Consider the following 12,399-nt stretch of genomic DNA (forward strand, 5'->3'; position numbering starts at 1 on the left):
GGTTCTCCGTCCGGCCGGAAGCGGGGGACTGGTCACCCGGCGGGGTTCACACGGGCTGACACCGTGAGGTTCACGCGGGTCACCCTGGCAGGGTTCACGCGGGTCACCCCGTGAGGTTCACCAGGGTCACGCGGGGAACTTCCGGTCCACGAACCGCCACGCCACCTCCAGCAGCGCCGCCCCCGCCGCCGCGATCCCGACCGCCGTCCACGGCATGGTCGTGCCCACCAGCTTCAGCGCGAAGAAGTCCTGGAGCCACGGCACCACCAGCACGATCAGGAAGCCCGTGCCCATCGCGGCCACCAGACCGATACGCCACCAGGTGTACGGCCGGGCGATGATCGCGAGGACCCACATCGAGACGAGGAACAGCGTCAGCGTCGCCGCGCTGGTCTCGGCCTCCAGCGAGCCGGGGCCGCTGTAGTGGGAGCGGGCCAGCAGATACGTACAGAAGGTGGCTGTCGCCGCGACGATGCCGCCGGGGATCGCGTACCGCATCACCCGGCGTACGAAGTGCGGCTTCGCCCGCTCCTTGTTGGGCGCCAGGGCCAGGAAGAACGCCGGAACGCCGATCGTCAGCGTCGACAGCAGCGTCAGATGGCGGGGCAGGAACGGGTACTCGACCTGGCTGACCACCACCAGGATCGCCAGCAGGACCGAGTACACCGTCTTCGTCAGGAAGAGGGTGGCGACGCGGGTGATGTTGCCGATGACCCGGCGGCCCTCCGCCACCACCGAGGGCAGCGTGGAGAAACTGTTGTTGAGCAGCACGATCTGCGCGACCGCGCGGGTCGCCTCGGAGCCGGAGCCCATGGAGACGCCGATGTCGGCGTCCTTGAGGGCGAGCACGTCGTTGACGCCGTCGCCGGTCATGGCGACCGTGTGGCCGCGTGACTGGAGCGCGGCGACCATGTCCCGCTTCTGCTGCGGGGTGACGCGGCCGAAGACGGCGTTGGAGGCCAGCTCCTCGGCCATCTCCTCGCGCCCGGCGGGCAGGGTGCGCGCGTCGACCGTGTTCTCCGCGCCCGGCAGGCCGAGCTTGCCGGCGACCGCGCCGACGGAGACGGCGTTGTCGCCGGAGATGACCTTCGCGGCGACGTCCTGGTCGGCGAAGTAGGCCAGCGTCTCGGACGCGTCCGGCCGCAGCCGCTGCTCCAGGACGACGAGGGCGGTCGCCTCGATGCCCTCGGGACTCTCCAGGGTTCCCCCGGTCCGGGCGAGGAGGAGCACCCGCAGGCCCTGCTCGTTGAGCTGCTCGATCTCGGCGAGCGAGGGGTCGTCGGCGGGCAGCAGGACGTCGGGCGCGCCGAGCAGCCAGGCGGACGTCCCCGAGCCGTTCTCCTCGAAGCGCGCGCCGCTGTACTTGCGGGCGGAGGAGAAGGGCAGTGCCTGGACGCACCGCCACTCCGCGCCGTCCGGGTGGGAGTCGATGATGGCCTGGAGGGAGGCGTTGGGCCGCGGGTCGGACTGACCGATCGCGCCGAGGGCCTTCCGTACGTACGCCTCGTCGGCCCCGCCCAGCGGCCGGACCTCCGTGACGTCCATGCCGCCCTCGGTGAGGGTGCCCGTTTTGTCGAGGCAGACGACGTCGACGCGGGCGAGGCCCTCGATCGCGGGCAGCTCCTGGACGAGGCACTGTTTCCGCCCGAGGCGGATGACGCCGATCGCGAAGGCGACGGAGGTCAGCAGCACCAGGCCCTCGGGGATCATCGGCACGATGCCGCCGACGGTCCTGGCGACCGAGTCCTTGAAGTTGTTGTCCTTGACGATGAGCTGGCTGATGATGAGCCCGGTCGCGGTGGGGATCATCATCCAGGTCACGTACTTGAGGATGGTGCTGATACCGCTGCGCAGCTCGGAGTGGACGAGGGTGAAGCGGGACGCCTCCTCGGCGAGCTGGGCGGCGTACGCCTCGCGCCCGACCTTGGTCGCCGTGAACGCGCCGCCGCCCGCGACGACGAAGCTGCCGGACATGACCTGGTCACCGGGCTGTTTGACGACGGGGTCGGCCTCGCCGGTGAGCAGTGATTCGTCGATCTCCAGGCTGTCGGCCTCGGCGACGACTCCGTCGACGACGACCTTGTCGCCGGGGCCGAGTTCCACGAGGTCGCCGAGGACGATCTCGGAGGTCGAGATCTCGGCGGACGTGCCGTCGCGCCGTACCGTCGGCTTGGCCTCGCCGATGACCGCGAGGCCGTCGAGGGTCTTCTTGGCGCGCAGTTCCTGGATGATGCCGATGCCGGTGTTGGCGATGATGACGAAGCCGAAGAGGCTGTCCTGGATCGGAGCGACGAAGAGCATGATCACCCACAGGACGCCGATGATGGCGTTGAAGCGGGTGAAGACATTGCCCCGGATGATGTCGGCGGTGGAGCGCGAGGAACGGACGGGTACGTCGTTGACCTCGCCCCGCGCGATGCGTTCCGCGACTTCGGCGGCGGTCAGCCCGGTGGTCCGCGCGGCCGGTTCCGGCGGTTTCACCGGGTGTACGGGATCGAGTTCGGCGCCCGCGTCGATGGTGGGGCCGCCGGGCTCGGGGCCATCCGTGTCAGTCCTCGCCCACTGCGTCATGTTCCGTACGGTACGGCGGTGAGGGCGGCTTCACCCAACGGGACGGACAAGATCAGACCGGGGGAGGACGCGAATCGTCCCGAGGCGGTACGGAGGATGTACGCCCGGTGCCGGTCTCCGTCCTGCCCGCGCGGCGAGGTTCCGCTTGTCCTCGGAGCCCCGGCGCCCCGGCACCCCGGCTTCTCGTCGCGGGCGGGCGGCGGGCGGGCGGTGCTACTCGTTACTCGCTACTCGTTCTCGTCGCGGGCGGTGACGGCGTGACCGGAGCCCCCGCCCTCGGAACGATCGGCGCGCCCGGGACCTGCGGAGCCCCCGGCGTCTTCAGGACTCCCGCTGCTTTCGGGCCCGGCCTTCCCCTCCGCCGCCGCGCGCTTGATCGCGGCGTCCCGCTTCCGTACGTACCAGATGCCGATCAGTCCGAGACCGGCGCCGGCCAGACAGGTCCAGACCCACCACATCAGGCCACGCTCGTCGAACCAGCTGTAGAAAGGGATCTGGACGACGAAGAGGACGAACCAGAGGACGGTTCCGCCGGTGATGGTGGCGACGACGGGCCCCTCCAGGGGCTCGGGTGCCTCGTGCTCGGGGGTCCACTTCGCCATGCGATCAGTGTAGGCGCAGGTCATCGCGGCCTCTTGGCACAATGGTCTACGCGCGGAGATGGCGATCACCTCCTCATGTCTTCATACTGAAGCGGTTTGCCTGTGGCTGGATTTATTCGTACAAAGCTCTAAAAGCTCAGACTTCTGATGAGGACCGCATGACCCCCTCGGCCCCAATAGCCCCACCTGATCACCAGCCGAAGGGCCCCCTCAGCGGTCTTGACCGGTACTTCCGGATCTCCGAGCGCGGCTCCAGCCTCGCCCGTGAGGTCCGTGGCGGATTCGCGACGTTCTTCGCGATGGCGTACATCATCGTGCTGAACCCGATCATCCTCGGCAGCGCGAAGGACATGTACGGGCATCAGCTCGACAGCGGCCAGCTCGTCACGGCCACCGTGCTGACGGCGGCCTTCTCCACCCTCCTCATGGGCGTCATCGGCAATGTCCCGATCGCGCTGGCGGCGGGGCTCGGCGTGAACACCGTCGTCGCGCTCCAGCTCGCGCCCCGGATGTCGTGGCCGGACGCGATGGGCATGGTCGTCCTCGCGGGCTTCGTCGTGATGCTGCTGGTCGCCACGGGCCTGCGCGAACGTGTGATGAACGCGGTGCCGCGCAGTCTGCGCAAGGGCATCGCGATCGGTATCGGCCTCTTCATCATGCTGATCGGCCTGGTCGACTCGGGCTTCGTCTCCCGTATCCCGGACGCGGCCAATACGGTCGTCCCGATCACGCTGGGCCAGGGCGGCCATCTCATGGGCTGGCCGGTCCTCGTCTTCGTGCTCGGCGCGCTGCTCACGCTCGTACTGATCATCCGCAAGGTGCCGGGCGCGATCCTGATCTCCATCATCGCGATGACGGTCGTCGCGATGGTCGTCGACGCGGTGGCGACGGTCCCGAGCTGGGGCCTGACCACGCCCAAGTGGCCCGGCAACCCGGTCTCGACCCCCGATTTCGGCCTGGTGGGCGAGGTCAGCCTCTTCGGCGGCTTCGAGAAGGTCGGCTATCTGACGGGTGTGCTCTTCGTCTTCACCGTGCTGCTGTCCTGCTTCTTCGACGCCATGGGCACGATCCTCGGCGTCGGCGACGAGGCGAAGCTGCTGGACAGGGACGGCAACCTCCCCGGCATCAACAAGGTCCTGTTCGTGGACGGCATCGCGGTCGCCTCGGGCGGCGCGACCTCCTCGTCGGCCACGACCTGCTTCGTGGAGTCCACGGCGGGCGTCGGCGAAGGCGCCAGGACCGGTCTGGCGTCGGTCGTCACCGGAGCGCTGTTCTCGGTGGCGCTCTTCCTCACCCCCCTCGCCACGATGGTCCCGTCCCAGGCCGCGACCCCCGCACTGCTGGCGGTCGGCTTCCTGATCCTGGCCGGTTCGATCAAGGACATCGACTGGAGCGACTTCACCGTCGCGGTGCCGGCGTTCCTGGCGATGGTGATGATGCCGTTCACCTACTCGATCACCAACGGCATCGGCATCGGCTTCATCGCCTTCTCCGTCCTCCGCCTGGCGACGGGCCGGGGCCGCGAGGTGCCGATCGCGATGTACGTGGTGTCGGCGGTGTTCGTCTTCTACTACGCGATGCCGGCGCTGGGCCTGGCGAAGTAGCCGAAGCGGCGGTCCGGCCGGGACGGGGAAGCCGGGCGGCTGGCAGGACCGGCTCGGGCTGCGGGTCCTGTGAGGTCGGCCCGATGGACACAGCGCCTGATGGGCCGGCCCCGCACCGCCGGTCCCGGGCTGCGGGGCCGGGTACGGACGCGGAACGGCACCCGGGATCCCGTACCCCGAGATCAGCCACCGTGCCGGGCCCGGCCTCACTCGCCCACGATGACGGCAGGGGCGCTCTGGGCCCACAGCTCCTCGAAGTGCCGGGACAGCGTCGCGCCGGGCTCGCGGTCGGCTCAGGCGCGCAGCCGGGCGATCGTTCCGCGTACCGCACTTTCCTGCATGGCGCTGAGCGCCTCGACTGTGACGCCCGCCGTGTGCGGGCTCAGCAGCGCCGAGCTGCCCAGCGCGGCGGCTGTGCCGTCGGAGGCCAGGCCGAAATCGTCGACCGCGAAGCGCAGATCGGGACGGCGGGAGAGAACCGCGGGCAGCGCGGCCAGGTCGAGGATCTCCTTTCTCGCCGTATTCACGACGAGCGCGCCCTTGGGGAGCAGCGTCAGAAGTTCCGCGCCCACGAGGCCGCGCGTTCCGTCGGTCAGCGGGAGATGGATGCTGAGGATGTCGCTGCGCCGGAAGATCTCGTCCAGCGCTGCCGTCGGAAGGTCGGGGTGCCTGTCGGGGGTGCGGGCCCAGAACATCGGATCGATGCCGAACGCCCGCAGCAGGGGGAGCAGCGCGCGGGCCGTCGCCCCGGCTCCGAGCACCCCGGCGCGGCGGCCTCGTATCTCGATGGGAGGCTCCGGCATCCCGGCCCGGTCCTTGCCGGTGAGCACCGCGCTGTGGGCCGTGAGCGTCCGTTTGGCCAGCGCGAGGATCATCGTCATCGTGTGCTCCGCGACCGAGACCGCGTTGACGCCGGGCGTGGTGACGACCTGCACACCGCGTTTCCGTAGCGCGTCGAGATCCAGATGATCGGTGCCCGTTCCCACCGAGCCGAGCGCCCGCAGGCCCGGCAGCGCGTCGAGCACGTTGACGTCGATGTGTTCCTTGACGCCGATGACGGCTGCCGTCACCTGTGGGCCCAGTGCGGTCATCTCGGCGAGTGCCCGGTCTCTGCTTCCGGCCACCCGGACGTCGGAGAAGTGCGTACGGAGGAGGCCGAACGCCCGGTGGTTGTCCCGGAGGTCACCGAGTGCGACGAAGACCGTTCCCGGAATGGGGTCGAGGGATAAGTCTGCGCTGGCAGGCCGACCTGCTGCGGGTTCGGAACGGGCAGCGCGTCCGGACGCGGGTCCTGAGGTGGTTTCGGAAGCCGTCATCGGGAAAGTCCTCGCCGGGTGCTGTTCCAGTGCCGTTGCTGGGGTCGGTCAGCGGAAACGGTACGGGCAGGAAAGGCCCGGAATCGCCTCCGCGCCGGAGTCGTTCAGGTGTGGCCGTAGAACTTCTCCGTCTCGTCGACGGCCACCTTGAAGCGTTCGTCGAAGTCGTCGCGGACGAGCGTTTGGACCACATAGTCCTGGACGTTCATTCCGCGTCTGGCGGCGTGCTGCTTGAGACGGTCGAGCAGCTCACCGTCGATGCGCAGGCTGAGCACAGTCGATCCCATGGCGTCAGGGTCGCGTTCCGGCCATGCCCAGTGCGTCACTTTCCGCATGCGTATCACTCGTACGGGTGACTATGGGGGCCGGGTCGCGACCTGTCCGTTAATCGACTGGTCTTTAGGCAGAGTAATGAGTTACTCTAACAAACATGTCTGACCCGTCCCATGGCAGCGAGGCCGCCGACGCCCGAGCCGACGCCGACGAAGCCGCTGTGAACGCTCTGCGCTCGGCCGTGATGCGGCTGGGCCGTCGGCTCAAGCACCAGCGTGTCGACGAGTCGCTGAGCCCCACCGAGATGTCGGTGCTCGGCACCCTCGCCCGCTGTGGCTCCGCCACCCCCGGTGAGCTGGCCCGCAAGGAGCATGTCCAGCCACCGTCCATGACCCGGATCGTCGCGCTGCTGGAGGCCAAGGGACTCGTACGGCTGGAACCGCACCCCGACGACCGTCGGCAGAAGGTGGTCAGCCAGACCGAGCAGGCCGAAGCCATGCTCGAGGAGAGCCGCCGCAAGCGGAACGCCTGGCTTTCCGCGCTCGCCGAGGGTCTCGACGAGGACGAATGGGCCAAGCTGCGCGCCGCCGCCCCCGTCCTGGAGAAGCTCGCACACCTGTAGACCAGCCTGAGGAGGCGAACCGTTTTGCGTACGGGACCCGGAGCAGACTCCGCACCCGCACCCGATCCCACGGCCGTTCCGGCATCCGGGGGACCCGCGTCAACCAGTATGTTCAGCTCCCTGAAGATCCGTAACTACCGGCTCTTCGCCACCGGCCAGGCCGTCTCCAACACCGGCACCTGGATGCAGCGCATCGCCCAGGACTGGCTGGTCCTCACCATGACGGGATCCGCGTCCGCCGTCGGCATCACCGTCGCCCTGCAGTTTCTGCCGATGATGCTCTTCGGCCTGTACGGCGGCGTCCTCGCCGACCGGCTGCCCAAGCGGCCCCTGCTGCTGGCCACCCAGATCGCGATGGGCCTGACCGGTCTCGCGCTGGCCGCGCTCACCCTGACCGGTAGCGTCGAGGTCTGGCACGTCTACCTCACCGCCTTCCTGCTCGGGCTCATCACCGTCGTCGACAACCCTGCCCGCCAGACCTTCGTCTCCGAGATGGTCGGCCCCGACCAGCTCGCCAACGCGGTCAGCCTGAACTCCGCGAACTTCCAGTCCGCGCGGCTCGTCGGCCCCGCCGTCGCCGGTGTCCTGATCACCGCCGTCGGCAGCGGCTACGCCTTCCTCTTCAACAGCCTGTCCTTCCTCGCGCCCATCGTCTCCCTGCTGCTGATGCGGCCGGGCGAACTGCACAAGTCCGTTCGCACACCCCGCGCGAAGGGGCAGCTCCGCGAGGGGCTGAGATACGTCTCGTCCCACCCCGAACTGATCTGGCCGATCGTCCTCGTCGGATTCGTCGGCACGTTCGGCTTCAACTTCCCGATCTGGCTCTCGGCGTTCGTCCACGAGGTCTACCGCTCCGGAGCCAGTACATACGGCCTGCTCAACACCCTGATCGCCATCGGCTCCCTCGCGGGCGCGCTCCTCGCCGCCCGGCGCGGCGCCTCCCGGCTGAGGCTGATGGTCGGCGCGGCGATCCTCTTCGGCGGGCTGGAGATCGTCGCCGCGTTCGCCCCCGAGTTCTGGATGTTCGCGGCCCTGATGGCCCCGATCGGCATGTTCGGCCTCACCGTCAACGTCATCGCCAACTCCAGCATCCAGATGGCGACGGATCCGGCCGTCCGGGGCCGTGTCATGAGCCTCTACATGATGGTCTTCGTCGGCGGCACGCCCGTCGGCGCGCCCCTCGTCGGCTGGATCACCGACGCGTACGGCCCCCGGCTCGGCTTCGCGGCGGGCGGCGCGGTCTCCCTCCTGGCGGCCCTCGCCGTCGGCGCGATGCTCGCCCGCTCGGGCGGCCTGCGGCTGAAGGTGGACCTGCGGCCGGGCCGCAAGCATGTGGAGTTCGTCCCGAAGGAGCACAGGGAGCGGCTGGCGACGGCGGCGTGACGGCGTGCGCGCGGACCGGTCGGGATGAGGAGAGTCGCCTGAGAGGCCGGGTTGCCTGACTCAGGCAAGCTCGGCGTCTAGGAAAACTTGCCTGGATCGGCGACTTTACTGACCCGGTAAAGTCATCGGACCGGGCAAGTTTGCCTGCCGTTGCGTCACCCCGCCTCGCGTACTGTGGAACCCGGACCTTCCGGTGGGGGGTGGCTGTGGCTATCGAATCGGGCATGGGCGATCGGCTCGCGGAGTTGCGTCTGCGTCGCGGAATGACCCAGGAGTACCTGGCCGAGCGCGCGAACCTCTCCGTCGACGTTGTACGGAAGCTGGAGCAGGGGCGGCGGAAGACGGCGCGGCTGTCCAGCATCAACGCCCTGGCCCGTGCGCTGGACACCGAGCCCAGCTATCTGGTGGGGCAGCCCAGCACCTTCGAAGCGTCCGAGCCCGCGGAGGACGGGCTGCCCTCCGTCCTGGCACTCCGGCAGGCCGTTTCTCCCGTGGCCGATCTGCTCGGCGGGGACACGGATCCGGAGGACCCGCCCGGCATCGAGGAACTGCGTGCCGCCATGAGGTCGACGGAGGCCATCCGGCGCGAGGGCCGCATGGGCGAGATCGGCACGCTGCTGCCTCAGCTCATCCGTGACGCCCGCGCGGCGGCGCACGCCCATACGGGTGGTGACGCCGCAGCCGCGAACTCCGTTCTCGCGGTGGCCTACCAGGTCGCGGCGACCACACTGACCGCCCTCGGCAAGGAGGACGCGGCGTTCACCGCGATGGAGCGCTCTCTGGCGGCGATTCGGCTGTGCGACGATCCGAACCTGGAGACGCTGGCCGTGTCGACGCTGGCGTGGGTGTTCACCAGGCAGGGGCGGCTGGCCGACGCCGAGCGCATCGCGCTCGACCACGCCGCCCGGATCGAGCCAGGGTTCCGGTCGCGGCCCGAAGATCTCGCCTTGTGGGGGATTCTGCTGCTGCGCGCCGCCACGGCCGCCGTCCGGCAGGAGAAGCACGGCACGGTGACCGATCTGCTCCGGCTGGCCAAAGGGGCCGCTGCGAGCATGGGTGAGGACCATCTGGTCTACGCGACTCCGTTCGGCCCGACGAACACGGGCGTCGCGCGAGTCAACTTCCTGGTGGAGATGGAGAAAAGCGACGAGGCGATCCGGGCGGCCCGTACCGTTCCCGATCTCGCGTCGCTGCCGCCGACATGGCGTGCCCGCTTCCATGTCGACCGTGCCCTGGCGTACGACGATCTCGGCGACGACCGTGGAGCCGAGAACGCCCTGCTGAGGGCCGAGGCCGACGCTCCCGAGTGGATGCGCTATCACTCCACGTCCCGCCGCCTCGTCGCCGAACTGCGCGAGCGCGCGCCCCGCCGCGATACGGCCGTGGTGGGACTGGCCGACCGACTGGGCCTGATGGGGTAGGGCGCAGCGTCCTACCTGATCCGCAATCTGGGACAGTCCGCCACGGGGCCGGATTCTGACGTGACGGCCCTGGCAGGAATCTTCGACGGATCCTGGCCGGAGTCTGCCGCTCCGGGGAGTTGCGGGAACACTTCCGTGATCTCCGTGGGGCTCACAGTGATGGGGTCGCGCCCCTACTCTGACAGTGACGAGCTGCAAGGAGAGGGGCAAGGCTGTGTCATCCGTTGCTTCCCCGGACCCGTACGAGAACCCCCTGGTCTTTGGCCAGCGGCTACAGATCCTCCGCACCCGCAAGGGGATGACCCGAGATCAGCTGGGCGGTCTCATAGGACGTACCGGCTCCTGGGTCAAGGCCGTCGAGACCGGTCGGCTGAAGACACCCCGGCTGGAAGTCATCCTGCGGATCGCCGAGTTGCTCCGAGTCCGGGACCTCGCCGATCTGACGGGGAACGAATCCATGCGGGTGGGTCTGTTCACCGGTCCCGGCCATCCCCGGCTTGGCGCGGTCAGAGCCGCGGTCGACGCCTTTCCGCTCACCACCCGGCGGCAGGCTCCCCGTGCCGAGCACCTGGCGGCGCGCCTGGCTCGTGCGTGGGCTGCCCGCCACTCGGCCCCCGACCACCGCGAGGTCGTCGGCGCGCTGCTGCCCGGTCTGATCCTGGACGCGCAACTGGCCGCGCACCAGGCCGATACGGCGGTCGACCGACGGCGCGCCCAGGCTGTGCTCAGCGAGGTCTATTCGCTGTCGCAGTTCTTCGTGGCGTACCAGCCCGACGCGTCACTCCTGTGGCGGGTCGCCGAACGCGGAATGATCGCCGCGCAGGAGTCCGGGGATCCGCACACCATCGGGGTGGCCGCGTGGCTCGCCACGCAGGCACACCGTGACGCCGGGCCCGCGCAGTACGACGCGGCCGACGCCGTCAACACGAAGGCCCTCGCCTTCCTGGCACCACTGCTGCCCGACGCCGACGACGATGTGCTCGCGATCGCCGGAGCGCTCACCTTCGAGGCCGGGTACACGGCCGCCCGCCGTGGGGAGAGCGGCACCGCCTGGCGCCACTGGGACCAGGCGCGGGCCATGGCGGATCGTCTGCCACCGGCCTACTTTCACCCCGTGACCAGCTTCTCGCGCGCCATCATGGGCGCTCACGCGGTCACCGTCGCGGTGGAACTGCACGCCGGCGGCGAGTCCGTACGCCAGGCCGTGGCCTCCGACGCTACGACCATTCCGTCCCGGCCGCGCCGCGCGCGCCACCGGATCGAGGCAGCCCGCGGCTACCAGCTCGACGGGCAGCCCGATGCCGCCCTGGCCGCATTGGCGCAGGCGCACGAAGCCGCTCCGGAGACGATCAAGTACAACGGCTATGCCAAGAGGATCGTGCTGGAAGAAACGGAATCGAAGGTCCCGGACCGCCGTCGCCGTGCATCTGAACTCGCGGTGAAAATCGGGATGCTGGCGGCCTAGGGGGCACAGAGTGTGCCCCTCGTGCTGACGCCCCGCCCCTAGCCTCGATTTCAGTGCTGATCACTGACCTGAGACGACGCGGGGCGGAGTATGACGATGAAGGTGTGTCAGGTGGACCGCGCGCGCTGGCGAGTTCCCGCCGGTACGCATGCAGAGGTGCCTGCGGACGCGAACCGTGCGGCCCCTGGGTTCTCAGACGTCCTCCCGTGGCGCTGCTCCATGCGCAAGGCGAAGGCGGCGTGATGGCGTCGCTGGACACGTGTACGGACTGGGCGATCGGCCCGGACCGCTCCCCAGGGGCCTCCGCGCCCATGCGGGAGATCGAGTGCACCTCGGGGGACGGGCAGTCCGAGGCGTGTACGGAAGGTCTCGGCCCGGACGCGTGGGCGATCGCGCACGCGCGGGCTACCGGGCATTCAGGGTTCCGGGAGATCACGACGGAGTATCTGCGCGTCGTCCCGGCCAGGAGCCGATCGGCGGACCGGGCGGACCGGGCGGACCGGGCGGACCCGACGGCCCCGGATGCCGTGGGTGACACGGTCGCCCGTCCGTCCGGGCCCGTCTACGCGCCGCCGTCGCCAGAGCGGCAGGGGCCGGACCTGTGCTGGGTGCCCAAGCCGGACGCGCCCGCACGGAACTGCACCCTCGGTTCCGGACACGAGAGTGATCACTACCACGAGTACGCCGACGTGGCCTGGCCCAGGGAATCCAGCCGGTCGGAGCCGGACGGCTGACAGACCCCGCCCGCGATCCCGCCGACTCGTCGCGGGCGTTCCGGGCCCTGGTCTGTCACCCCCCAAGCAGGCCGGGGCCACCCCCTTCAACAGTCGAACCGGAGCAGATCACCCATGCGTACGCTCATCGACCGAGTCCTGATGTGGGTGCTGGGGCGGGTGTTACCGGCCCATGGACACCACCGCACCGCCGCCGGGACCGTTCCGGCCCCGGCGGATCCGTGGATCCGGTCCTGGACCACCCCCGTCCCCAGACACGATGTCGAACGCCACACCCCATTGTGTGGTGAGGACACCGGGCTCGTACGGCCTTAGAAGCTGTTGTCTTTCCGCACTTGATCGCCGTGTTGTCGCTGGTCAGGCATGGTGCCGGGGTTTCCGTGGCAGACAGAGCACGTCGTGTCAGCG

The 12,399-nt window shown here is 69.6% G+C and carries 10 protein-coding genes; 6 read left to right on the forward strand and 4 right to left on the reverse strand.

Features of this window, described 5'->3' with window-relative positions:
* Window positions 1-126: 126 nt before the first annotated feature.
* Both ACWEFL_RS26840 and ACWEFL_RS26845 read right to left on the reverse strand, forming a co-directional pair.
* Window positions 127-2,571, reverse strand: a complete 2,445-nt coding sequence (locus ACWEFL_RS26840; protein WP_451717137.1) for an HAD-IC family P-type ATPase — start codon at window positions 2,569-2,571, stop codon at window positions 127-129.
* A gap of 227 nt (window positions 2,572-2,798) precedes the next feature.
* Complete coding sequence (locus tag ACWEFL_RS26845) at window positions 2,799-3,173, reverse strand: DUF2530 domain-containing protein (RefSeq protein ID WP_451717139.1); 375 nt, start codon at window positions 3,171-3,173, stop codon at window positions 2,799-2,801.
* 158 nt (window positions 3,174-3,331) lie between these two features.
* On the opposite strand from ACWEFL_RS26845, the gene ACWEFL_RS26850 reads away from it, so the two are divergent.
* Window positions 3,332-4,777, forward strand: coding sequence for an NCS2 family permease (locus ACWEFL_RS26850; protein ID WP_451717140.1), 1,446 nt, complete (start codon window positions 3,332-3,334; stop codon window positions 4,775-4,777).
* 293 nt (window positions 4,778-5,070) lie between these two features.
* On the opposite strand, the gene ACWEFL_RS26855 is transcribed toward ACWEFL_RS26850, so the two are convergent.
* On the reverse strand, window positions 5,071-6,093 hold the full coding sequence (locus tag ACWEFL_RS26855; RefSeq protein ID WP_451717142.1) for an NAD(P)-dependent oxidoreductase: 1,023 nt from the start codon (window positions 6,091-6,093) through the stop codon (window positions 5,071-5,073).
* A gap of 104 nt (window positions 6,094-6,197) precedes the next feature.
* Complete coding sequence (locus ACWEFL_RS26860) at window positions 6,198-6,380, reverse strand: ribbon-helix-helix protein, CopG family (protein ID WP_451717143.1); 183 nt, start codon at window positions 6,378-6,380, stop codon at window positions 6,198-6,200.
* 143 nt (window positions 6,381-6,523) lie between these two features.
* On the opposite strand from ACWEFL_RS26860, the gene ACWEFL_RS26865 reads away from it, so the two are divergent.
* The 5 genes from ACWEFL_RS26865 (at window position 6,524) to ACWEFL_RS26885 (ending at window position 11,991) form a co-directional block, all read left to right on the forward strand.
* Window positions 6,524-6,988, forward strand: coding sequence for a MarR family winged helix-turn-helix transcriptional regulator (locus ACWEFL_RS26865; protein ID WP_451717144.1), 465 nt, complete (start codon window positions 6,524-6,526; stop codon window positions 6,986-6,988).
* A gap of 24 nt (window positions 6,989-7,012) precedes the next feature.
* Window positions 7,013-8,371: an MFS transporter gene (locus tag ACWEFL_RS26870; RefSeq protein ID WP_451717146.1), complete on the forward strand. Its 1,359-nt coding sequence runs from the start codon at window positions 7,013-7,015 to the stop codon at window positions 8,369-8,371.
* A 206-nt stretch (window positions 8,372-8,577) separates the two neighbouring features.
* The gene (locus ACWEFL_RS26875) at window positions 8,578-9,792 is read left to right on the forward strand and encodes a helix-turn-helix domain-containing protein (RefSeq protein ID WP_451717148.1); all 1,215 of its coding nucleotides are present in this window, start codon (window positions 8,578-8,580) and stop codon (window positions 9,790-9,792) included.
* Window positions 9,793-10,006: 214 nt separating this feature from the next.
* Window positions 10,007-11,257: a helix-turn-helix domain-containing protein gene (locus ACWEFL_RS26880; protein ID WP_451717149.1), complete on the forward strand. Its 1,251-nt coding sequence runs from the start codon at window positions 10,007-10,009 to the stop codon at window positions 11,255-11,257.
* A 242-nt stretch (window positions 11,258-11,499) separates the two neighbouring features.
* The gene (locus ACWEFL_RS26885) at window positions 11,500-11,991 is read left to right on the forward strand and encodes a DUF7848 domain-containing protein (RefSeq protein ID WP_451717151.1); all 492 of its coding nucleotides are present in this window, start codon (window positions 11,500-11,502) and stop codon (window positions 11,989-11,991) included.
* Window positions 11,992-12,399: the final 408 nt, after the last annotated feature.

It is taken from the genome of Streptomyces sp. NPDC004838, assembly GCF_053600955.1.